Annotated in this window: 23 protein-coding genes, 1 tRNA gene and 1 pseudogene; 12 read left to right on the top strand and 13 right to left on the bottom strand. The window is 76.4% G+C overall.

Annotated elements, in window-relative coordinates:
* Nucleotides 1–21 precede the first annotated feature (21 nt).
* Entirely contained in the window at nt 22–984 is a 963-nt protein-coding gene (locus BM414_RS12380; protein ID WP_093579730.1) for an MSMEG_6728 family protein, read from the top strand.
* 61 nt (nt 985–1,045) lie between these two features.
* On the opposite strand, the gene BM414_RS12375 is transcribed toward BM414_RS12380, so the two are convergent.
* Genes BM414_RS12375 through BM414_RS12365 form a run of 3 tightly spaced genes read right to left on the bottom strand, consistent with a single transcriptional unit; the run spans nt 1,046 to nt 2,618 of the window.
* Complete coding sequence (locus tag BM414_RS12375; protein WP_093579729.1) at nt 1,046–1,849, bottom strand: phosphotransferase family protein; 804 nt, start codon at nt 1,847–1,849, stop codon at nt 1,046–1,048.
* Nucleotides 1,846–2,262 carry a PaaI family thioesterase gene (locus tag BM414_RS12370; RefSeq protein WP_217644690.1) on the bottom strand — a complete coding sequence of 139 codons (417 nt, stop codon included), beginning with the start codon at nt 2,260–2,262 and terminating at the stop codon, nt 1,846–1,848. The genes BM414_RS12375 and BM414_RS12370 overlap by 4 nt, the downstream gene beginning before the upstream one ends.
* A complete protein-coding gene (locus BM414_RS12365) occupies nt 2,259–2,618 on the bottom strand; it encodes a VOC family protein (protein ID WP_175551570.1) in 360 nt (119 codons plus the stop codon). Before BM414_RS12365 ends, BM414_RS12370 begins: the two co-directional genes overlap by 4 nt.
* Before the next feature lie 90 nt (nt 2,619–2,708).
* On the opposite strand from BM414_RS12365, the gene BM414_RS12360 reads away from it, so the two are divergent.
* Nucleotides 2,709–3,407: a YbaK/EbsC family protein gene (locus tag BM414_RS12360; RefSeq protein ID WP_093579727.1), complete on the top strand. Its 699-nt coding sequence runs from the start codon at nt 2,709–2,711 to the stop codon at nt 3,405–3,407.
* Here the strand turns inward: BM414_RS12360 and BM414_RS12355 are convergent.
* From BM414_RS12355 to BM414_RS12345, 3 genes and pseudogenes are all read right to left on the bottom strand, one after another.
* Nucleotides 3,404–3,790: pseudogene (locus BM414_RS12355) on the bottom strand (MscL family protein); the annotation flags it as partial. The gene BM414_RS12360 and the pseudogene BM414_RS12355 overlap by 4 nt on opposite strands.
* Before the next feature lie 33 nt (nt 3,791–3,823).
* Complete coding sequence (gene cpaB / locus BM414_RS12350) at nt 3,824–4,468, bottom strand: Flp pilus assembly protein CpaB (RefSeq protein ID WP_093579725.1); 645 nt, start codon at nt 4,466–4,468, stop codon at nt 3,824–3,826.
* Nucleotides 4,469–4,553: 85 nt separating this feature from the next.
* A complete protein-coding gene (locus BM414_RS12345; protein ID WP_093579724.1) occupies nt 4,554–4,898 on the bottom strand; it encodes an FmdB family zinc ribbon protein in 345 nt (114 codons plus the stop codon).
* A 168-nt stretch (nt 4,899–5,066) separates the two neighbouring features.
* Between BM414_RS12345 and BM414_RS12340 the strand changes: the two genes are divergently transcribed.
* Nucleotides 5,067–5,645, top strand: coding sequence for an MBL fold metallo-hydrolase (locus tag BM414_RS12340; protein WP_093579723.1), 579 nt, complete (start codon nt 5,067–5,069; stop codon nt 5,643–5,645).
* Between the two features lie 52 nt (nt 5,646–5,697).
* Nucleotides 5,698–6,177: an SRPBCC family protein gene (locus BM414_RS12335; RefSeq protein WP_093579722.1), complete on the top strand. Its 480-nt coding sequence runs from the start codon at nt 5,698–5,700 to the stop codon at nt 6,175–6,177.
* A 44-nt stretch (nt 6,178–6,221) separates the two neighbouring features.
* Here the strand turns inward: BM414_RS12335 and BM414_RS12330 are convergent, their stop codons facing one another.
* Nucleotides 6,222–7,502 (bottom strand): aminotransferase class I/II-fold pyridoxal phosphate-dependent enzyme, encoded by a 1,281-nt coding sequence (locus BM414_RS12330; protein ID WP_139245830.1) that lies wholly within the window; start codon nt 7,500–7,502, stop codon nt 6,222–6,224.
* A gap of 216 nt (nt 7,503–7,718) precedes the next feature.
* Between BM414_RS12330 and BM414_RS12325 the strand changes: the two genes are divergently transcribed.
* On the top strand, nt 7,719–8,219 hold the full coding sequence (locus BM414_RS12325) for a MarR family winged helix-turn-helix transcriptional regulator (RefSeq protein WP_093579720.1): 501 nt from the start codon (nt 7,719–7,721) through the stop codon (nt 8,217–8,219).
* Here BM414_RS12325 and BM414_RS12320 read toward each other — a convergent pair.
* Complete coding sequence (locus tag BM414_RS12320; protein ID WP_093579719.1) at nt 8,216–8,602, bottom strand: DUF1801 domain-containing protein; 387 nt, start codon at nt 8,600–8,602, stop codon at nt 8,216–8,218. The two genes, BM414_RS12325 and BM414_RS12320, sit on opposite strands and share 4 nt — an antisense overlap.
* Nucleotides 8,603–8,637: 35 nt before the next feature.
* On the opposite strand from BM414_RS12320, the gene BM414_RS12315 reads away from it, so the two are divergent.
* Nucleotides 8,638–9,681, top strand: a complete 1,044-nt coding sequence (locus BM414_RS12315; RefSeq protein ID WP_245784664.1) for an LLM class flavin-dependent oxidoreductase — start codon at nt 8,638–8,640, stop codon at nt 9,679–9,681.
* An 84-nt stretch (nt 9,682–9,765) separates the two neighbouring features.
* Here the strand turns inward: BM414_RS12315 and BM414_RS12310 are convergent, their stop codons facing one another.
* Genes BM414_RS12310 through BM414_RS12295 form a run of 4 tightly spaced genes read right to left on the bottom strand, consistent with a single transcriptional unit; the run spans nt 9,766 to nt 14,467 of the window.
* A complete protein-coding gene (locus BM414_RS12310; protein ID WP_093579718.1) occupies nt 9,766–11,286 on the bottom strand; it encodes a carboxyl transferase domain-containing protein in 1,521 nt (506 codons plus the stop codon).
* Complete coding sequence (locus BM414_RS12305) at nt 11,283–12,461, bottom strand: CaiB/BaiF CoA transferase family protein (protein ID WP_093579717.1); 1,179 nt, start codon at nt 12,459–12,461, stop codon at nt 11,283–11,285. Before BM414_RS12305 ends, BM414_RS12310 begins: the two co-directional genes overlap by 4 nt.
* An 18-nt stretch (nt 12,462–12,479) precedes the next feature.
* The gene (locus BM414_RS12300) at nt 12,480–13,832 is read right to left on the bottom strand and encodes an SLC13 family permease (RefSeq protein ID WP_093579716.1); all 1,353 of its coding nucleotides are present in this window, start codon (nt 13,830–13,832) and stop codon (nt 12,480–12,482) included.
* 41 nt (nt 13,833–13,873) lie between these two features.
* Entirely contained in the window at nt 13,874–14,467 is a 594-nt protein-coding gene (locus tag BM414_RS12295) for a 5-formyltetrahydrofolate cyclo-ligase (protein ID WP_093579715.1), read from the bottom strand.
* A gap of 105 nt (nt 14,468–14,572) precedes the next feature.
* Here BM414_RS12295 and galU point away from each other — a divergent pair, with 105 nt between their 5' ends.
* The 6 genes from galU to BM414_RS12265 all read left to right on the top strand — a co-directional run bounded on the left by galU (nt 14,573) and on the right by BM414_RS12265 (nt 19,978).
* Complete coding sequence (galU, locus tag BM414_RS12290; RefSeq protein ID WP_093579714.1) at nt 14,573–15,490, top strand: UTP--glucose-1-phosphate uridylyltransferase GalU; 918 nt, start codon at nt 14,573–14,575, stop codon at nt 15,488–15,490.
* A gap of 31 nt (nt 15,491–15,521) precedes the next feature.
* Nucleotides 15,522–16,958: a molybdotransferase-like divisome protein Glp gene (glp, locus tag BM414_RS12285; RefSeq protein WP_217644689.1), complete on the top strand. Its 1,437-nt coding sequence runs from the start codon at nt 15,522–15,524 to the stop codon at nt 16,956–16,958.
* 10 nt (nt 16,959–16,968) lie between these two features.
* On the top strand, nt 16,969–17,580 hold the full coding sequence (locus BM414_RS12280) for a GNAT family N-acetyltransferase (protein ID WP_175551569.1): 612 nt from the start codon (nt 16,969–16,971) through the stop codon (nt 17,578–17,580).
* Between the two features lie 164 nt (nt 17,581–17,744).
* Nucleotides 17,745–18,458, top strand: a complete 714-nt coding sequence (gene sepX / locus BM414_RS12275) for a divisome protein SepX/GlpR (RefSeq protein ID WP_093579765.1) — start codon at nt 17,745–17,747, stop codon at nt 18,456–18,458.
* Between the two features lie 123 nt (nt 18,459–18,581).
* Nucleotides 18,582–18,655 (top strand) — tRNA-Ala (locus BM414_RS12270).
* 174 nt (nt 18,656–18,829) lie between these two features.
* The gene (locus BM414_RS12265; protein ID WP_093579712.1) at nt 18,830–19,978 is read left to right on the top strand and encodes a polyphosphate kinase 2 family protein; all 1,149 of its coding nucleotides are present in this window, start codon (nt 18,830–18,832) and stop codon (nt 19,976–19,978) included.
* On the opposite strand, the gene BM414_RS12260 is transcribed toward BM414_RS12265, so the two are convergent.
* Nucleotides 19,903–21,435: a dolichyl-phosphate-mannose--protein mannosyltransferase gene (locus BM414_RS12260; protein WP_093579711.1), complete on the bottom strand. Its 1,533-nt coding sequence runs from the start codon at nt 21,433–21,435 to the stop codon at nt 19,903–19,905. The genes BM414_RS12265 and BM414_RS12260 overlap by 76 nt on opposite strands.
* Nucleotides 21,436–21,463: the final 28 nt, after the last annotated feature.

The raw sequence follows: 21,463 nt of genomic DNA, 5'->3' as shown, positions 1-21,463 counted from the left end.
GCACGGGCAGGTAGGCCTGCGATGCAGACCTTCCTGCCGGTGACCGACTTCGTGGAGAGCGCGCGGCTGCTGGACTCGCCGCGGCTGGGCAAGCAGCGCGTGGAGACCCTGCAGGTGCTGCGCGCGCTCGAGCTGCCCGACTACGGGTGGGCCTCGCACCCGGTCGTGCACATGTGGCGCGGGCGGACGGCGGCGCTGGTGGTCTACGGCCTGGCCATGGTGCGGGTCTGGCGCGAGCGCGGGTTCGCCGACAGCACGCACACGCTGATCGCCGAGTTCGCCCCCGACGTCGAGGGCGCCTCCCAGGAGGAGATGGCCCGCGCGGGCCTGCTGCCCTCCTGGGTGGGCGACGACGCGCTGCACCTGTCCCACCGGTCCAACCTGCTGGCCAAGGACCCGGACTTCTACCGGCCGCTCTTCCAGCCCCTGTTCGGCAGCGAGCCCGACGACCTGCCCTACCTGTGGCCCGGCTCCGACGACGTCCCGCCGGCTCCCGAGCCCGAGGGGACACGGGTGTGGGTGGCGCGGCCGCGGGCGCACAACGAGCTCGGCGCGTGCCTGGCCGCGGGTGTCGTCGGCCTGGGCACCCAGTCGGGGATCGACGTCGACGCCACCGGCCTGTCACCGGCCGAGCTGCGGGCGCTGGCCAAGGAGATCTCAGGACGGCGGCCGAGCAAGGACCTGCGCCAGCTGTCGGCGTTCCTCGACGAGATCCGCCCCGGTGACCCGGTGGCGCTGCCCATCGAGCACGGCGCCGGCCTGCTCGTGGGCGAGGTGATGGGCGACTACCACTTCGACGGCCGTGAGCTCCTGCCGCACCGCCGCCCGGCCCGCTGGGACCGCGTGGTGCCCCGCGCGGCGGCCCGCCCCCCGGCCACGCTGCAGGACCCGCGGGCGCTGTTCTCCGTGGTGATCGACCCCGACGTGCTGCCGCCGTCGCTGGCCGGCACCACCTACCGGGAGCCCGCGCTGCCCCTGGTGTGATCAGAGGACCCCCTGCTCCCCACCGCTCGCAGGCTCGCGGCGGGACCCTGCAGGGGGCCGTTCAGGGCTCGAAGACAGCTGTCCTCACCACGGTCGTCCAGGCCTGCGCGTGCAGCCGGCGCAGCTCCAGCCAGGGCGCGAGCTCCGCGTCGGAGGGACCGTCCGTCGCGTCGAGCGCCGCCCGGCCGTCGAGCCGGGAGGTGAGCCTCAGGCAGGCGAGGTCCCACGCGGCGGGACCGGTGCAGGTGTCCTCGAGGTCGGTCCAGCGCCAGCCGCCGGGCGTGGCCAGGAGGTTGCCGGGGTGCGCGTCGCCGTGCAGCGCCTGCGCGGGTCCGCCGAGCCGGGGACGGAGGGCGTCGAGCCGCTCGGCCACCCGCGCGCGGACGGCGGGCCCGACGCCCCAGTCGCCGGCGCGCTCGGCGAACACGGCCAGGTCGTCGAGCGGGGTGTCCAGCGGGGTCCCGGACACCGGCAGAGCGGCCAGGACCTCGTGCAGCGCGGCGAGCTCAGCGGCCACCTCGGCCGGCGTCGGCGTCCGCGGCAGGACCTCGGCGTGCGTCCAGTAGGTGAGCGTCAGCCCGTCGTGCACGTGCGGTCCCGGCGGCAGCAGGTCGCTCGGCGGGACGACGGCGGCACCGGCGCCCGCCAGGGCCGCGGCCAGAGCGACCTCCCGCCCGAAGGGGCGGGCCGGGTCGGGGCGCAGCAGCGGCGTCAGGGTGGCGACCCGGGCCACCACCGGTGCCGGAGTCAGGTGCACGACGGCGTTCACCCCGTCGTGCAGCACCCGCGGGGCGTCACACCGGATGCCGTGGGCGGCGGCCACCGCGACCGCGGCGACCGCCGCCCGTGCGGCGCGCCCGCTCACGCCCCGGGCAGCGGCACGTTCTGCAGGCGCACCTGGCCGCGGGCGACGAGCTTGCCGTCCTCGCGGGTCAGCTGCACCAGCCACAGCTGCAGGGTGCGGCCCTGCTGCACCGGTTCCGCGACGACGTCGACCCGCCCGGCGGTGACCGGCCGCAGGAAGTCGGTGCTGTTGTTCACCCCGACGGCGAACTGGCCGCGGTCGGCCACGGCCGCGCTGGCGCCGATCGAGGCCGCCGACTCGATCACCGCGCAGTAGACGCCGCCGTGCACGACGCCCCACGGGGTGTGCTGGTCGGGGCCGAGCTCGACGGTGCCGGTGACCCGGGTGCCGCTGATCTCGCCGACGTCGAAGCCGGTGGCGGCGACGAAGGCGCTGCTCGAGGACCGGTCGACGCCGGGCAGCTCGGCGCTCACGCGTCCCACACCAGGCAGAAGGGGTGGCCGACGGGGTCGGCGTAGACGCGGAAGTCGCCTCCACCGCCGGGCAGCTTCCGCGCACCGAGCGCCAGCACCTTCGGCTCGGCCTCGTCGACGTCGGGCACGTAGACGTCGAGGTGGAACTGCTGCGGGCGCTGCGGATCGGGCCAGTCCGGCGGCACGAGATCCGGCGCCTGCTGGAACGCCAGCCGGTGTCCCTGGCCGCTGACCACGACCCAGTCGTCGCCGGGGCCGCCCCTGCTCACCTCCAGCCCCAGCAGCTCGGCGTAGAAGGTGGCGAGCGCGTGTGCGTCCGGCGCGTCGATCACGACGGAGTGCAACTGACCGATCATGGTCCCCATCCTGACCGGGACCGGCCGTCGGCACCGCCGGGGATCAGGCCGACGATCGCGCGGATCCGGCCACCGGGCAGGATCGCAGGCGTGCCGGACCCCCTCGACCAGCCTCCCGTCCTCGGCTCGCTGACCTGGGAGCCCGCCGCCGCGCGGCCGGACCTGCTCGGCGACCCGGTCGCGGCCGCCCTGCACGGCCTGTCCGGCCCGGCGTGGGTGGCGCCGGTGGACGACGCGCTGGCCGACACCGCGGCGTTCACCGAGGCCTACGGCGTGCCGCCCGAGGCGTCGGCCAACTGCGTCGTCGTGGCCGCCCGGCGGGCCGGGCAGACCACCCTCGTCGCCTGCCTCGTCCTCGCCACCACGCGCGCCGACGTCAACGGGCTGGTCCGCCGGCACCTGGGGGCCCGCAAGGCGTCGTTCGCACCGCAGGACGTCGCCGTCGCCGAGACCGGGATGGCCTACGGCGGGATCACGCCGATCGGCCTGCCGGCGTCCTGGCCGGTGCTGGTCGACGCCGCGGTGGCCGCCGCCGACCTCGTCGTCGTCGGCTCGGGGACCCGCGGGGCCAAGATCGCGGTGCCCGGGGCCGTCCTGGCCGGGCTGCCGACCGCCGAGGTGATCGAGGGGCTCGGCGTGCCGGTGGCCGAGGTCCCCGCTCCCGACCCGGCACCGGCGGGCCCGGCGGAGCGGGCGCCCGACGACCGCGACGTCGGCTGGGGCGAGCGGCCCGACGACCCCGACCGGCGCTATCTCGAGGACCGCCCGCCGCACTGGGGCAGCGACTAGCGGGTCGGCGGACCGCCGGGGACGCCGGCCTGCTGGGCACGCAGCAGGTCGCGGACCTCGGCCAGCAGCTCGACCTCGGTGGGCGCCGCAGGCCCGGCCTCCGCGCCCCGCCGACGGCCTTCGGCGGGCCGCGTCATCGGCAGCACCACGAGGGAGTAGACGACCGCCGCGGGCAGCAGGAACGTGATCACCTGGCTGACGAACGCCCCGTAGGTGAACGTCTCGCCGCCGACCACGAACGCGCCGCCCACCCCGCCGCCGCCGGTCACCAGGCCGATCAGCGGGGTGAGGAACGAGTCGGTGAACGCGGCGACGACCGCGGTGAACGCCGCGCCGACGACGACCGCGACCGTCAGTTCCCCGACGTTGCCGCGCAGCACGAAGTCCTCGGATCCCCTGAGCTCGCGGCCATCCCCTCACGCGGCGCCCGGCAGGCTCAACGTCAGCGTGGCGGTGGTGGCCGCAGCGGCCAGAGTGGCGGCCGTGGCCTCGTCCACGGCCAGCACGAGCAGCCCGCCACCGCCCGGGTCGTCGCCGTCGACGCCGCCGTCGCCCTCGCCGCCGGGTGCGGCCAGGACCAGCGCGCCGGAGGCGACCACCTCGGCCCGGGCCGCACCCGGGGCGGTGGCGAGCACGTCGACCCGGTCCCCGGCCGCGGCCAGCCCGGCGACGGCGAGGTCGGCCAGCCGGACGGGCGCGGCGACCTGACCCGGCGGCAGCAGGGCCGTCAGGCCCGGCCCGAGCAGGCGGACGTCGGTGACCGGCTCGCCGGCCCGCAGCGGCGCCGCGAGCACGCGGCCGTCCAGCGCCGCGGGCTCGGTGGCCGTCCCGGCGGGGACCGCCGCGGCCGGCAGTTCCGCCGCCGTCAGCAGGTCCGCGGTGAGCACGGTGCCCGCCGGCAGGTCGGCGGCGGCGGTGACCACCGGGGTGCCGGTGGGGAGCGCCGCGGCCGGCACCGGCGGCGGGCGCAGGGCGAGCACGAGGGCGCCGACGGCGAGCGCCGCCGCGAGGCACCGGCGCAGCAGGGTGGCGGGAGAGCGGGGACGGCGGAGGCGGACCACCGGCCCAGCCTCGCCGCCGGGCGGCACCGGGGGGTGCGGAGCGGAGCAGCTGTGGAGCGGCCGTCCGGCTGTGGACGGCCGGGGCTCAGCTGCCGGCGGCCTTGCTGCCGCCGCTGGAGGAGGACGACGTGCTGCCGGTGGACTCCTTGGCCTTCGACGGCGACGGCGACGGCGACGAGGCGGAGCTCGAGGACGACGACGAGTCCGACGACGCGGGGATCTTCGCCGTCTCGCCGGCCGAGGAGCCGGACCGGCTGTCGGTGCGGTAGAAGCCCGAGCCCTTGAAGACCACGCCGACCGAGCCGTAGACCTTGCGCACCGGGGCGCCGCAGGTCGAACACTCGGCCACGGCCGCGTCGGTGAAGGACTGCACCACCTCGAACTGGTGCTTGCCCTCGGGGTTGGTGCAGACGTACTGGTACGTGGGCACGGCGTGGCACTCCTGGTCGAGCGGGGTCGGGTGGGTCCGGCGCCGGCGGCGGCTGGCACTCAGGACCCTCGACTGCCAATCATGCGCCAGGCTCCGGCCCGCCGTCCACGTGATCCGCGTGGCGTCGCCCTCCTGCGGGGGGCCCGTGGCCGCCCTACGGTCCAGCGCATGGCCGACCTCGCCCGCACCGCCCGCGTCGACGTCCTCCTCGAGGGCTACGCCCGCCTGCCGCACGTCGCGGGCACGGTCAGCCTGGTCCGCGACGCCGGACGGGTGGTCGTCGTCGACCCCGGGATGGTGGCCGACCGGGACCTGCTGCTGCGCCCGCTGCACGACCTGGGCGTGGCGCCCGGCGACGTCACCGACGTCGTGGTCAGCCACCACCACCTCGACCACACCGTGAACATCGCGCTGTTCCCGGTGGTCCCGGTGCACGACTTCCAGTCGGTCATCGAGGGCGACGTCTTCACCCGCCGCCCGGCCGAGGGGGTGGAGCTGACGCCGTCGGTGCGGCTGCTGGCCACGCCCGGGCACACCCCACAGGACGTGACGACGCTGGTGGGCACCCCCGACGACGTCGTCGCGCTGACCCACCTGTGGTGGACCGGCGAGGGTCCCGCCGACGACCCCTACGCCCCCGACCGCGAGCAGCTGCGGCAGCAGCGCGAGCGGGTGCTCGACCTCGCCACGCTGGTCGTCCCGGGGCACGGCGCGCCGTTCCGCCCGGGAGCCGCGACCCCGCGCTGACCGGCGCCGCGGGTCCTCCCGGCGAGGGCCGGTCGGTGCCAGGATCCCGCCCGTGAGCCTGCGCATCCCGCCGTCGGTGGCGGTGTCGGTGGACGTCGAGGCGCCGCCCGGGGCGGTGTGGGCGGTGCTCGCCGACCCGACCCGGGTGGGGGAGTGGAGCGGCGAGTGCGTCCGGGCGGCCTGGCTCCCCGGCTCCTCGCAGGTCGCGCCCGGCGCCCGCTTCCGCGGCTGGAACCGCTCCGGGTGGTCGCGGTGGGCGCGCACCTGCGAGGTCACCGAGGTCGACCCGGGACGGCTGCTGGCCTGGTGCACGGTCCCGGGCGGGCCGTACCGCGACCGCACGCAGTGGCGGGTCACGCTCACGCCCACCGCCACGGGCACCCGCGTCGAGCAGCGCTACGACCTCACCGGCATGCCGGCGGCGATCGAGCGGGTCGCGGCGCTCCTGCTGCCCGCGCACCGCGACCGGACGGCGGGGCTGCGGGCCGACCTCGAGCGGCTCGGCCGGGTCGCCGCGGGCGTGCCCGCGTGACCGCGGCCCCGGCCTGGTCGCCGCGCCCCTGACGGCCTGAGCGGTCAGGCGACGGCGAGCCGCCCGCCGAGCCGCCGCTCGGGAGCCTGCACGTCCCGCGTCGACCGGACGGCCGCGGCCACCGTGCCCGCGGCGGCCTGCAACTGCTCGGCGGTGTGCGTGGCCATCACCGACAGCCGCAGCACGCCCTGGCCACGCGGCACGGCCGGGTAGGCGACGGCGTTGCAGTAGACGCCGGCCTCGTAGGCGGCGCGCCACGCCGCGGCGGTCGCCTCGTCGCTGCCGGTCGGGACGGCGACCACCGCACCGCTGCCGGGCAGCGGCGGGGCGCCGGCCACCGAGAGCTCGACGCGCAGCCGGGCGCCGTTCTCCCGCAGCCGGTCGCGGCGCTCGGGCTCCGCGCGGAGGACGCGCAACGCCGCGAGGGCCGCCCCGACGCCGGCCGGCTCGTTCGCGGCGCTGAAGACGTAGGGCATGGCGCTGGCGCGGATGCCGTCGGCCACGGCCCTCGACGTCAGCACCGCACCGCCGACGCTGGCCAGGGACTTGCTGAAGGCGAGCGTCACGGCGTCGACCCGGTCGAGGACGCCGCAGTGCTCGGCCGCGCCCCGGCCCCGCTCGCCGAGGACGCCGAGGCCGTGCGCCTCGTCGATCACCAGGCGGGCGCCGTACGCGGCACACAGCTCGGCGAGCCCGGCCAGCGGGGCGGTCTCGCCGGTCATCGAGTAGACGCCGTCGACGACGACGACCGCGCCGGCCCGAGGGTCGAGCCGGTCCAGCCGCTGCGCCAGCGACTCCAGGCTGTTGTGCCGGAAGCGGACGACGGTGCCGCGGCTGGCGGCCGCCCCGGCGTGCACGCTGGCGTGGGCGTGCGCGTCGACGAGCAGGGCGTCGCCGGGGCCGCCGGCGGTGGAGAGCAGCGCGACGTTGGCGTTGACGCCCGACGAGGTGAGCACGGCCGCCTCGACGCCGTAGTGGTCGGCCAGCTCCTCCTCCAGCTGCAGGTGCAGCCGGGTGGTGCCGTTGAGCACGCGGCTGCCCGAGGTGCTGGTGCCGAAGCGGCGGACGGCGTCGACGGCGGCCTCGACCACGCGGGGGTCGCCGGCCAGGCCGAGGTAGTTGTTGCTGCCCAGGTTCACCCGCGGGACGCCGTCGTCGTAGACGGTGACCGGCTCGGGGGCGCCGCCGGTGGGGACGCCGTGCGTGGCCACACCCGCGCGGTCGTGCTCCCGGAAGACCGCGGCGAGGGGGTTGTCGAGCAGGGGGGCGAAGGCGTCGCGTCGGCCGCCGGCGGGGCTGGGTGCGGGCGTCTGGCCGTGGGGCACGAGGTCTCCGTTCAGTGGTCAGCCGGTCGATCCGGCCGCAGGACACCCTCAGGTTCCGGTGACGGAGCGTCAACGGTTGATCAGCTCACAGTCCCTGCGGGTGTCACCCATCCCCCCGACAGGTGTCATGCGGTGGTCGACCGCTCACAGTGCGTACCACCTGGTCAGGTGGCGGACAGCGCATCCGGGTGACGACGCGCCGGTACCGTCGCCGCCGTGACAGCGCGCTGGCTCGACGACACGCAGCAACGGACCTGGCGGGCCTGGCTGACCCTGGCCGAGCTGCTCCCGCGCGAGCTCGACGCCCAGCTCCAGCGCGACGCCGGCCTCTCCCACGCCGCCTACGTCGTCCTGGCGATGCTGTCCGAGGCGCCCGGTCGCAGCCGCCGGATGAGCGACCTCGCGCGGAGGGCCAACCAGTCGCAGAGCCGGCTCTCGCACACCGTCGCCCGGCTCGAGGACCGTGGCTGGGTCCGCCGGGAGCGGTCGGCCGAGGACGGCCGCGGCAACGTCGCCGTGCTCACCGACGCCGGCTGGGACCTCGTCCGCAGCGTGGCGCCCGGGCACGTCGACGCCGTCCGCGCCGCGCTGTTCGACCCGCTGACCCCCGAGCAGACCGAGTCGCTGCGCGAGGTGCTCGAGACCGTCGTCGAGGTGCTGGACCCCGACAGCAGCCGCCGGGTCGCCCACGGGGGCGACGCCAGGGCTCCCTGCTAGGCGCGCACCCGGTCCCGGACCAGCCCGGTCAGCACCGGGACGGCGGCGCCGAGCGCCGCGGCGTCGGTGTGGGTGACCAGGGCGCGGTCGGGTCCCCTCCACTCCAGCAGGCCGGTGGGGTCGGCGGAGGCGAAGGCGTCCGAGCGCACCCGGGCGCCGCGGTGGAACACCAGCACCGCCCGGTCGGCCCGCGACAGGTCCACCGTCATCCGGTCCACCGTCATCCGGTCCACGCCGCCGTGCACGAACGTCGGGGAGCGCCACGTGACGTGCTCGGTGAGCCCGTCGACGCCGCCGAGCAGGGCCGCGCGCAGCCGCTGGACGGGATCGGCCATCGGGTGCTCCGAGGCGGCGAGCAGGGCGTCGACGCCGGGATCACGCACAGGGCCCCCTCCGGGAAGCCGGGGAGGTCCCGGCGGTGTTGCCGCTGATGATGTCCGAGTCCGCGCCCCTGCCGCTGTCCGTCCTCGAGCTGGCCACCGTCGGCACGGGGCAGTCGACCGCTGACGCCCTGGCCGCCACCACCGGCGTGGCGCAGGCCGCCGACCGGCTCGGCTACACCCGCATCTGGGTGGCCGAGCACCACAACACGCCTGCGGTGGCCAGCACCAGCCCGCCGGTGCTCATCGCGCACCTGGCCGCGGTGACCGACCGGATCCGCGTCGGCTCGGGCGGGGTCATGCTGCCCAACCACGCGCCGCTCGTCGTCGCCGAGCAGTTCGCCCTGCTCGAGGCGCTGCACCCGGGCCGCATCGACCTCGGCATCGGCCGCGCACCGGGCACCGACGCGCACACCGCCATCGCGCTGCGTCGCGACCCGGCGGCCCTGAGCGCCGACGACTTCCCGCAGCACCTGCTCGACCTGCTGGGGCTGCTCGGTGACCGGCGGGTCGAGGGCGGGCTGGCCGAGCACTTCGCCGCGACGCCCGCCCCGACGTCCGCGCCGGAGGTCGTGCTGCTGGGCTCGAGCGGCTTCTCCGCCCAGCTGGCCGGGGCGCTCGGTCTGCCGTTCGCCTTCGCGCACCACTTCGGCGGGCCGAACGTGCAGGCCGCCGTCGAGCTGTACCGGGAGTCCTTCCGCCCCTCGCCGGTGCTCGAGCGGCCCCACACCGTGGTGACGGCGAACGTGCTCGCCGCCGACACCGAGGACGAGGCCCGCCGGCTCGCGCTGCCCGGCCGGCTCATGCGCCTGGCCATCCGCACCAACCGGCTGCGCCCGGTGCCGAGCCTGGAGGAGGCCCAGGTCGACCCCGAGCGCGCGGCCGCCGAGGGGATGCCGAGCAACGCCGTCGTCGGGGACCCGGTGCAGGTGGCCGCGGAGCTGCGTGAGCTGGCCGCCGCCACCGGGGCCGACGAGCTGATGCTGTCGGCGTCCACCCACGGTGTCGGCGAGCGGGTGCGCAGCCTGGAGCTCGTCGCCGCCGCGTGGGGCCTCGCGCCGGCGGCCGCCGCGGCCTGCTGAAGGACCCCGTCCCACTCACCCCTCGCACGCTCGGGGCGAGCCTCCGGACGGGGCCGTGAGGTGCCGATCGCTCGAACTCCTCGGCTACCGGCCCAGGCGGCGGTAGCGGTGCAGGCGGCTGCGGTGCCGCTCGGCGTCGTCGCGGCCCAGCAGCCCGGCCAGCTCCTCGCCCAGCACCCGCCCCAGCCGGCGGCAGAACTCGACCGGCTCGTCGGCGGCGTCGGGCCGCTCGGGGACGACGCGGTCGACGATCCCGGCCCGCCACAGGTCGGTCGCTCGCACGCCCTGCGCGGCCGCCATCTCCGGCGCCCGGTCGACGGTGCGGTGCACGATCGCCGAGGCGCCCTCCGGCGGCAGCGGGCCGAGCCAGCCGTTGGCCGCGGCGAGCACCCGGTCGGCCGGGACGAGCGCCAGCGCGCCACCGCCGGTGCCCTGGCCGAGCAGCACCGCCAGCGTCGGCGCCTTGAGCGTCACCAGGTCCTCCAGGCAGCGGGCGATCTCCGCGGCCAGCCCGCCCTCCTCGGCCTCCACCGACAGCGCCGCCCCCGGGGTGTCGATCAGCGTGACCAGCGGCAGGTGCAGCTCGGCGGCCAGCCGCATGCCCCGCCGGGCCTCGCGCAGCGCGGCCGGACCCAGCGGCGCCGACAGCACCTGCCCCCGCCGGTCCTGCCCGAGGACGACGCACGGCGCGCCGCCGAAGCGGGCCAGCGCCAGCAGCAGGCCGGGATCCTTCTCGCCGGCACCGGTGCCCGACAGCCCGACGACGTCGGTGGCCGCCGTCCGCAGCAGCCGCCGCACGCCCGGCCGGTCCCGCCGCCGCGACGAGGTGACGACGTCCCACGCCTCGCGGCCGTCCTCGGGGTCGTCGGCCTCGGTGCCGTCCTCGGGGCGGGGCCGATCGGCGTCACGGACGTCGACGTGCCACGTGCGCCGGGCCGAGAGCACGCTCAGCGCCCGGTCGGCGAGGTCGGCGACGTCCTCGTGCGGCACGACGGCGTCAATCAGCCCGAGCTCGGCGAGGTGGTCGGAGGTCTGCACGCCGGCGGGGAACGGCTCCCCGTAGAGCGCCTCGTACACCCGCGGGCCGAGGAAGCCGACCGCGGCGCCGGGCTCGGCGATCGTCACGTGCCCGGTCGACCCCCACGAGGCCAGCACGCCGCCGAAGGTCGGGTCGCGCAGGTAGACGAGGTAGGGCAGGCCGGCGGCCTTGTGCCGGGCGATCGCCGCGGTGATGCCGATCATCTGCAGGAAGGCGACCGTGCCCTCCTGCATGCGGGTGCCGCCCGACACCGGCGCGGCCAGCAGCGGCAGCCCCTCGTCGGTGGCCCGCTCGACGGCCGACACCAGCCGTTCCGCCGTCGCCACCCCGATGGAGCCGGCGAGGAAGCCGAACTCCCCGGCGATGACGGCCACCCGCCGGCCGCGCAGCAGGCCCTCGCCGGTGACGACGGCCTCGTCCTGCCGGCTGCGCTCAGCGGCGGCGCGCAGCTCGGCGGCGTAGGCGGGATCGACGTCGCGCGGGCCGACCGGCGCGTCCCAGCTGGTCCAGGAGCCGGGGTCGAGGACGAGGTCGCGCAGCGTCCGGGCGTCGAGCCGGGGACTCACCGCCCTAGCCAGGCGCGGATCTCGGCGTCCGAGCCGCCCAGCACCGGGGGAGCCGCGTGCTCGCGGCGCGTGGTCTCGGTCTCGCCGTCGGGACCGGCGGTGAAGAAGCGCAGCGGCGGGCCGGGCAGCTGCAGCCGGCCCAGCGTGGCGTGCTCGACGTCGACCAGCAGCCCCTGCGACAGCGTCTGGTCCCAGCCGTAGACCTCGTCGATCGTGCGGACCTTGCCCGCCGGGACGCCCGCGGCGGCCAGCCGGGCGAGGAGCGTCTCGGGCTCGACGTCGGCGAAGGTGCGCTCGAGCAGCTCGATCACCTGCTGCCGGTTGCCCACGCGCTCGCCGTTGGTGGCCAGGCCCGGCGCTTCGGCGTCGAGGCCGAACTCGGCGCACAGCCGCCGCCACAGCCCCTCCGACCCGCAGGACAGCTGCACGCTGCCGCCCTTGCAGTGGAACAGGCCGTACGGCGCGATCGAGGGGTGGTGGTTGCCCTGCGCCCGGCCGACCTGGCCGCCCACCGTCCACGCCGTCCCCTGGAAGGCGTGCACGCCCACGACGGCGGCCAGCAGCGACGTGCGCACCACCTGGCCGCGGCCGGTCCGCTCGCGCTCCATCAGCGCGGCGAGCACGCCGTAGGCGCCGTACATGCCGGCGAGCAGGTCGCCGATCGGGACGCCGACCCGCTGCGGGTCGTCCGGGCCCGGGCCGGTCAGCGACATGAGCCCGGCCTCGCCCTGGGCGATCTGGTCGTAGCCGGCCCGCCCGCCCTCGGGGCCGTCGTGACCGAAGCCGCTGATCGACAGCGTGACCAGCCGCGGGTTGAGGTCGGCCAGCACGGCGGTGCCGAAGCCGAGGCGCTCCAGCGTCCCGGGGCGGAAGTTCTCCAGGAGCACGTCGGCGCGCCGGACCAGCTCGCGGAGCAGTTCCTTGTCGCCGTCGTCCTTCAGGTCGAGGGTGACCGACTCCTTGTTGCGGTTGGCCGACAGGAAGTACGTCGACTCCCGGTCGCCGGAGTCCGGCTGCACGAACGGCGGGCCCCAGCCGCGGGTGTCGTCCCCGCCGCCGGGGTTCTCGACCTTGATCACCCGGGCGCCGAGGTCGCCCAGCATCATCGCGGCGTGCGGCCCGGCGAGGGCGCGGGTCAGGTCGACGACGAGGACGCCGTCGAGTGGTCCGGTCACGAGGTGCTCCGATCAGCTCTAGAGCCAGCCGGGCACGACGAACACGAGCCAGGCGAGCAGGGGTCCCACGACGACGACGATCGTCGCGTAACCCAGGATCTGCTTGTAGAAGCGGTCCTTGTCGACGTCCTGCGCGGCCGCGAGGACCAGCGCGCCGTTGGTGGAGAACGGGCTGACGTCGACGATCGTCGAGGCGACGGAGAGTGCCACGATCACGCCCACCGCGCCGATCTCGCCCGCGAGGAGGAACGGCACCGCGAGCGACACGGCCACGCCGATGATCGCCGTCGACGACGCGAAGGCCGACACCACCCCGCCGATGTAGGCCAGCAGCAGCGCCACGACCAGGGGGACGCCGAGCCCGGTGACCGCCTCGCCGACGTAGTCGATGGTCCCCGCCTCCTGGAGCACGAAGACGAAGGTGAGCACGCCGGCGATGAGCAGGACGGTGGACCAGCTGATCTGGCTGACCGCGCCCTTGTGCCGCTGGGCGGAGAACAGCGCGAGGACGACGGCGACGGTGATCGCGACGAAGCCGATGTCCAGCTTGAAGACCAGCGCCAGGACCGCCAGCGCGGCCAGACCGATCAGCGTGAGGACCTGCTCGACGGTGACCGGCTGGGGGCGGTCGGGGTGGTCCTCGTGGTCGTCGTCCCCGCCGACGGCGGGACCGGGCGCCGCGCCGTGACCGCGGACCGTGGGCCCGCGTCCGTGCCCGTGCTCGGCGTGCAGATCGGCCTCCGTCGGGGCAGTCGAGACCTTGCGGCCGATGAGCTGGCGTCCGCCGAGGAGGACGAAGAGGACCACCGCGATCGCCAGGTTGAAGAACAGGGCGCCGAGGAACACCGCCAGGGCGCTGTTCGGCAGGCCCTCGGTCTCCACGATCTCGTTGACCGTGACGCCGTAGACGCTGATCGGGGAGAAGCCGCCGCCCTGGGCGCCGTGGATGACCATCATGCCCATGAGCAGCGGGTTGATCCCGTGCCGGGCGGCGAAGCCGAGGGCGATCGGCGCGATGATCGCCACCGCCGCGGGGGAGAGGGCGCCGATCGCCGTCAGGAGGGCGGTGACGGAGAACATCACCCAGGGGATGGCGGCGACGTGGCCGCCGACCAGTCGCACCGCGCCCCGGACGAGCAGGTCGACCGTGCCGTTGTTCTGCGCGATCGCGAACAGGTAGGTGACCCCGATCAGGGTCAGCACGAGCTCGGCGGGGAAGCCGCCGAGGATGTCGTCGGTGGACAGGCCCACCGACAGCGTGCCGACGAGGAACGCGGCCACGAAGGCCAGCGCGCCCATGTTGATCGGCAGGAACGTGGCGATGGCGAAGATGGCGACCAGCGCCAGGATCGTGACGATCTCCGGGGACACGAGCGGCTCCTCTCGTCGGCGTCGACGGCCCGCCCACCGTGTCACCTACCGGCGGGTAGGTCCTGCCAGCCGCCGGCCGGGGTCACGACGGCGGTCACCGGGCGGTCGTGCTCGAGGGCCGGGAGCCGGTCGACGAACTCGTCGTCGAAGACCAGCGCCACGACGACGGCGCCCGGCCGGGCGTGCACCAGCGCGCGGTCGTAGTAGCCGCCGCCGCGGCCCAGCCGGATGCCCTGGTGGTCGACGGCCAGCGCCGGCACGACGACGACGTCGGCCGTCCCGAGCGCGGTCGGGCCCAGCCGCGGGCCGACCGGCTCCGGGAGCCCGAAGCGGCCCGGCGCCAGCCGGCCGGTGTCGACCGCCCAGCGCAGCTCGGCGCCGGCCTCGGGCACGACCGGCAGCAGCACCCGCGCACCGAGCTGGGTGTAGGCGGCCGGCAGCCGGCCGTGCCCGGGCTCGGTCTCGTCGGGGGCGAAGGCGGCCAGCACGCGGACCCGGGCCAGGCGCTGCAGCAGCGCGGAGGTCACCGCGGCGGCGACGGCGGCCCGCTCGGCGGGGGACCGCGCCCCGCGCCGGGCGGTGAGTGCCTCGCGCAGCGCGGCCTTGGCGGGCTCGGCGCCCTGCGCGGAGGTCACCCCCGGAGATTAGTGCCGGAGACCCGTCCCGGGGCCGGTGCCGCAGGCATCCTCCGGGCCCGGTGCCGGCGAGGCGCCCCGCGGGCTCTGGCTAGGCTCCCGCCCATGTCGACCCCGACGCCGCGTGCGGCGCGCAAGGCCGTCATCCCCGTCGCGGGGATGGGGACGAGGTTCCTCCCCGCCACCAAGGCGGTGCCCAAGGAGCTCCTGCCGGTCGTGGACCGCCCGGCGCTGCAGTACATCGTCGAGGAGGCCGCCCGCGCCGGCCTGGCCGAGGTGCTCATGGTCACCGGCCGCAACAAGGCCGCGATCGAGGACTTCTTCGACCGCACCCCCGAGCTCGAGACGGCTTTGGAGAAGAAGGGCGACGCCGGCCGGCTGGCCGCCGTCCAGCAGTCCACCGACGTCGCGCAGGTCCACTTCGTCCGGCAGGGCGAGGCCCGCGGCCTCGGCCACGCGGTGCTGCAGGCGGCCGCCTTCGTCGGCGACGAGCCCTTCGCCGTCCTGCTCGGTGACGACCTGATCGACGCCCGCGACCACCTGCTCGAGCAGATGCTCGCCGTCCAGGCCGAGCACGGCGGGTCGGTCATCGCGCTGCTCGACGTCGGCCGGGAGAACATCGACAAGTACGGCGCGGTCGCGATCGAGGAGGACTCCCAGCAGGGCGTCGTGACGGTCACCGGCCTGGTGGAGAAGCCGCCGGTCGACGAGGCGCCGAGCAGCCTGGCGATCATCGGCCGCTACGTGCTCGCCCCCGAGGTCTTCGCGGTGCTGCGCGAGACCGCGCCCGGCCGCGGCGGGGAGATCCAGCTGACCGACGCGCTGGCCACGCTGGTCGAGCGCGGCCACCCGCTGCACGGCGTGGTCTTCGACGGCCGCCGCTACGACACCGGCGACAAGCTCGACTACCTCAAGGCGGTCATCCGGCTGGCCAGCGAGCGGGAGGACCTCGGGCCCGCGCTGCGGTCCTGGCTGACCGAGTTCGTCGCCGACCTGCCCGCCGAGGGCGCGTCGCAGGCCTGACCGGCTCCCCGCAGGGGGGACGATCGCAGCGATGAGCGAGAACGGCACGCACGGCGCGCGGGACACCACGGCACGGGAGGCCACAGCTCGGGACACCATGGCTCGGGAGACCATGGCGCTGGACCTCCGCAGCGGGGCCACCGTGGACCCCCCGACGTCCCCGCGGCTGCCGGTGCACGCCACCGCCGCCATCGACCGCGCCGCGGTCCTCCCGCCCCCGCCGGCCCCCGAACCCGAGACGCCGGTGCTGCGCACGGTCGAGACGCACCTCGACGAGATCCTCGCCGCGGTCCCGCAGCCGGAGCCGATCGAGCTCGCCGTCCTCGACGCCCAGGGCCTGCTGTGCGCCGAGGAGGTGGTCAGCGCCCGCGCGCTGCCGGCCTTCGACCAGGCCGCGCTGGACGGCTACGCCGCCCGGGCCGAGGACGTCGCCGCGGCCACGCCCGACGCGCCGGTGGAGCTGGCCGTGGTGGGGGAGTCCGTCGCCGGGGCGGCCGGCCCGACCGCGCTGGCGCCCGGTCTCGCGCAGAAGGTGGGCGCGGGGGCGATGCTGCCGACCGGCGCCGACGTCGTCGTCCCGGCCGTGTGGACCGACCGCGGCGAGGTCCGGGTGCAGGTCCACGGTGCGCCCGAGGCCGGCGGCTACGTGCGCCGGACCGGTGACGACGTGTCGCCCGGCACCGTCGCCGTCCGCCTGGGCACCCCCATCGGGCCGGCGCAGATCAGCCTGCTGGCCGCCGTCGGACGCGACCGGGTGCAGGTCCGGCCGCGGCCGCGGGTCGCCGTCCTCTCCGCGGGCAGCGAGCTGGTCGACATCACCGCGCAGCCCACGCCCGGCCAGGTCGTCGACGTCAACACCTACGCGCTGGCCGCCGCCGCCCGCGACGCCGGTGCGGCCGCCTACCGGTGGGGGATCCTGCCCACCGAGCGCCGCCGGCTGGGCGAGGTGCTGGAGAGCCAGCTGCTGCGCAGCGACCTGGTGCTCATCGCCGGCACGTTCGCCACCGAGGGCGACATGGTGCAGGAGGTGCTCGCCGAGCTCGGGCCGATGCGCTTCCGTCAGGTGACGATGCACCCCGGTCCGGTCCAGGGCTTCGGCCGGCTGGGCCGCGACAGGGTCCCGGTCATCTGCGTGCCTGGCGAGCCGGTGGCCGCGCTGGTGTCCTTCGAGGTCTTCGTCCGCCCGGCGATCCGCTCGATGCTGGGCAAGCGCCAGCTGTTCCGCCGCACCGTGCAGGCGATCAGCGCCGAGCGGCTGCTCTCGCCGCTGGGCTACCGGCAATACCTGCACGGCCAGGTCATGCGCCACCCCGACGGCGGCTACGTCGTCGAGCCGCTCGGCGACGGCGACGAGGCGATGCTGGCACGGATGGCGCGGGCGAACTGCCTGATCGTCGTGGACGAGGACGTCACCGAGGTCGCCGAGGGCGGGCTCGTGACGGTCATGCCCCTGCTGCTGGGCGGCTGACCTGGACCCGGTGCAGCACCCGGGCTGGCCGGCCCGGCTGGCGTACGGACCCGTCGAGCTCGCCCCGCTGCGGCGGGGCGACGCCGCCGAGTGGAGCCGGCTGCGGCTGGCCAACGAGTCCTGGCTGCGGCCGTGGGAGCCCACGGCGGGAGTGGCCTGGTCGGTGCGGCACACCCCGGCCGCCTACCGCCTCATGCGCCGCTCGGTCGCCCGGCGGGCGCGGGCGGGTACGTCGATGCCCTTCGCCGTGCGGGTCGAGGGCCGGCTGGCCGGGCAGGTGACCGTGGACAACATCGTCCGCGGCGCCCTGCGGTCGGGGTCGCTGGGCTACTGGGTCGACCGCTCGGTGGCCGGGCGGGGGATGGCGTCACTGGCGGTGGCGCTGGTGTGCGACCACGCCTTCGGCCCCGGCGGGCTGCACCGGCTGCAGGCCGACATCCGCCCGGAGAACGGGCCCAGCCAGCGCCTCGTCGAGCGGCTCGGCTTCTCCCGCGAGGGGCTGCTGCGCCGCTACCTGGACATCGACGGCGACTGGCGCGACCACCTGTCCTACGCGCTGCTGGCCGAGGACTCCCCGCGGGGCGTGCTCGCCGTCTGGGCCTCCCGCTCGCCCCGCGTCTAGCACGCTGCCGCCGGGGGTCCGTCCGGCGCCATGTCGACACGCTGCCGCCCCGGTCACTCCAGTCACACGACACTCGCGCGACACGCCGCGCGCCTCCCTCGATCGGGTCCCCGACCTGCATAACCTCCCGCGGCAAGTGACTCGTGTGACGGGTGGTGTTCTCGATGGGGTCGGGCGTCCTGCTGGCCGCGCTGGTCGTGCTGTGGTTCGTCGTGCTGGTGCCGATGGTGGTGACGCGCGGCGACTCCTCGACGACCCGTGCGGAGGTCACTCCGGGCCGTACGCTGCAGCGCCGGCGGGGGAGTGACCCGGTCCGCTCGGCCGAGACGGAGCGGGTGTCGGTGGACCGCGAGTTCCTCCGCCAGAGCGGTGAGCTGCGGATCGACGTGCACGCCGTCCGGCGGCGCACGCTGGCCGGGCTGGTGGCGCTGACGCTGCTGGCGCTGGCCGGTGCGCTGACCCTCACGCCGTGGCTGTGGGTGGCCCAGGGGCTGCTCGACGTCGCGCTGGTCGGCTACCTGGTGGTGCTGCGCGCCGCGGCCCGCCGAGAGCGCGCCGCCGCCCGTCGCGCCGCCCGTGCCGCCGCCCGCCTGACGCCGCGACCCGCGCCCCGTGTGGCCGAGCCGCTGGTGGCCCGGTCGGTCGTCGTGGAGCCGGTCGCCGCCGAGGAGGCCGCCGAGGAGCCGGTGCACCACACCGTCGGCCTGCCGCACCCGAGCCTGCCGCTGGCGCCGGTCCACCCGCTGCGCCCGGCCCGTGTCGTCGCCGCCCGCCCGGTGCCGGCCGGCTGGCAGGACAGCGCCGTCGTCGCCCTGGACGACGACGACATCGGGTTCGCCGACATCGACCTCTACCAGCCGCGGGTGGTCAACGGCTGAGTGAGGACCTCCCTGCCCCCTCCGCTCGCAGGCTCGCGGTGGGCCCCTGCAGGGAGGCCACCCCCGGGTGCCACCCCGCCGGTGGCACCCGGGTCGCGGGCGGTAGTCTCGTCCCCGCAGTCAGGGGCTGTGGCGCAGTCCGGTAGCGCACCTCGTTCGCATCGAGGGGGTCAGGGGTTCGAATCCCCTCAGCTCCACCCAGACCGCACGACCGACGCCGTCGGGGCACCCGCCCCGGCGGCGTCCGTCGTTCGCGAGGCCGGGGGCGACCGGGGCTGGGTCCGACACGGCGGGGATCGACAGCGACGGCGGCGCGACTTCGTCATCCCGCCTGACCGGGACGCGCCGTCGCGCCTCCTAGCGTCCCGGGCATGGCAGGGGAGGAGCACCGGGTCGCCTCCCTGGTCCAGCCGCAGCCCGCGGAGCTGTACCTCGACGGCGCCTGGCACCCCGCCGGGCTGCTCGGCTGGCGCCACGACGGCGCGGGCCGCTGCCGGGCCCGGGTCCGGGTCGACCTGGCCGGGGCGCCGCGGGTGGTGTGGGCGCCGCTGGAGCTGCTGCGGCTGCCGGTGCCCGACGTCCCGCCGGTGCCCGGGGTGCACCGCTCCGCGGCGCCCGTCCCGCGGCCGCGCCCCGGTGCGGACGCGGGCGCCGGCCGGTGGTCCCCGGGCCGGTCGGCCGTGCCGGGACGGCGGCCGGAGACGTGGCGCGAGGACCACCCGCACGCCGAGCTGCTGGACGACGCGGAGTACCAACTGCAGGAGCTGCGGCTGCAGGTCGAGCTGCTCAAGCTGCAGCGGTGGGCGGGGGCGACCCGGCAGCGGGTGGCGGTCGTCCTCGAGGGCCGCGAGGCCGCGGGCACCGACGGGCTGGTCCGGACGGTCACCGAGCACCTGGACCCGCGCTGCACCCGGGTGGTGGCGCCGGCGAGCCCGTCCGCGCCCGTGCGGCTGTCCCTGTCCGCCCTGCCGGGCGCCGGCGAGGTCGTGCTGTTCGACCGGTCCTGGTACGGCCGGCCGGCGGTCGAGACCGGCCCCGGCGACGACCTGCGCGCGGTCGCCGCGTCCGAGCAGCTGCTCGTGGCCGGCGGCCTGCGCCTGGTCAAGCTGTGGCTCTCCGTGACGCGCGGCGAGCAGCGCACGCGGCTGGCCCTGCGCCGCAGCGGCTGGTCGCTCACGCCCGCCGACCTCGCCGTCCTCGACCGCTGGGACGCCGATACGGCCGCCGAGGAGGCGGTGCTCGCCGCGACGTCGGCGCCGTCGGCACCCTGGACGGTGGTGGGCGCCAACGACGAGCCGCGCGCGCGGCTGGAGGCGGTGCGGTCCCTCCTGTGGGGGCCCGCCTACGACGGCCGCCGCGACGACGTCGTCGGGACCCCCGACCCGCTGCTCGTGCGGTCCGTCCGCGGCGCACGTCCCGACCCCCTACCGGGGGACCGGCGACCTCAGAACCACGACGGGAACCACATCCGCAGCAGCCACTCGGCGTGCGACAGCGGACGGCCGGCGAGCACCGGGTAGAAGAACGCGAAGGTGCCGGCCACGACGGCGACGTAGGCGCTGACCGCGGCCAGCCCGGCGGTCCGCCGCCAGGCCGGCGCGTCCGGGTGACCGAGGACGTCCTGCAGCACGAGGGTCACGCCGAGCACGAAGAACGGCAGCACCGGCGCCATGTAGAAGACGAACATCGTGCGCTCGGGGTTGAGGAACCAGGTGCCCCAGCCCGCGGTCACGAGGACGGCGACCAGGACGGCGGCGGGGTCGCGGCGGGCGACGATCCGCCACAGGACCCAGGCCAGCGCGGGCGCGAACGCCAGCCAGAGGGTCGGCGTCCCGACCATGAGGATGTAGCGGATGACCTGGTCGCCCGCGGAGTCGGTGAGGCCCTGCGGGTTCCACAGCAGGATCGGCCGGCCGTTCACCAGCCACGTCCACGGCCCGGACTCCCACGGGTGCGGCGTCGACAGGCCGTTGTGGAACGTCCACCACTCGACGTGCATGTGCCACCACGACCGCAGCGCGTCGGGGATCCACGGGAAGGCGGTCTCCGGGTTGCGCTGCGCCCACCAGCGGCCCTGCGCCGTCTCGCCGAGGAACCACCCGGCGAAGCTCGCGACGTAGGTGAGCACCGGGACGGCGGCCAGCGCCCAGGTGGCGCCGGGCAGTCCGCGGCGCAGGGTGGTCACCGTCGGGTCGGCGACGCCGGCCGCCCGCCAGGCCGAGCGCTCCCAGAACAATGACAGGACCGCGCAGAAGGCCAGGAAGTAGACGCCGCTCCACTTGACCGAGCAGGCGCAGCCGAAGAGGAGGCCGGCGGCGATGCGCCAGCCCCGGGGACCGAGGCGGAACCCGCCGGCCGGCACCGGCTGCGAGCCGGAGATCCGGGCGCGCACCCGGTCGCGGTCGACGACGAGGCAGGCGACCGCGCCGAGCACGAAGACCTGCAGGAAGACGTCGAGCAGGCCGATCCGGGAGACGGTGAAGGCGAACCCGTCGAGGGCCAGCAGCAGCCCGGCCACCAGGCCGAGCCACGTCGAGCCGGTCAGCCGCCGGCCCAGCCGGGCGAGCAGCACGACGGCCAGCGCGCCGGCCACCGCGGACGGGAAGCGCCAGCCGAGGCTGGTGTAGCCGAACACCTGCTCACCGGCGGCGATCAGCCACTTGCCCAGCGGCGGGTGGACGATGAACGTGTAGCCGCGGTTGTACTCGTGGCCCCAGACGAGCAGGTCGTGCGCCTCGGGCGGGTAGTAGGCCTCGTCGAACAGCAGCGTGTCGGGATAGGTGATGCCGACCAGCCGGCCGACCAGCGCCGCGACGCCGAGCACCGCGGCCAGCACCCACGACAGCAGCCGGTCGGCCGGCAGCGGGGGAGCGCGGTCCACCCGCGGCCGCGGCGCGGGCCAGCGGCGCGGCGGGCGGGGCGTGAGGTCCTCCCGCGGCGGCCCGGCCTCCGTGCGCTCGGGAGCCAGGACCGCCATACGCCTCAGGGTATGTGGGCAGGCCGCG

It is taken from the genome of Geodermatophilus amargosae (assembly GCF_900116515.1).
Classification (GTDB): Bacteria; Actinomycetota; Actinomycetes; order Mycobacteriales; family Geodermatophilaceae; genus Geodermatophilus; species Geodermatophilus amargosae.
This window is presented reverse-complemented; position numbering and strand designations above follow the sequence as displayed.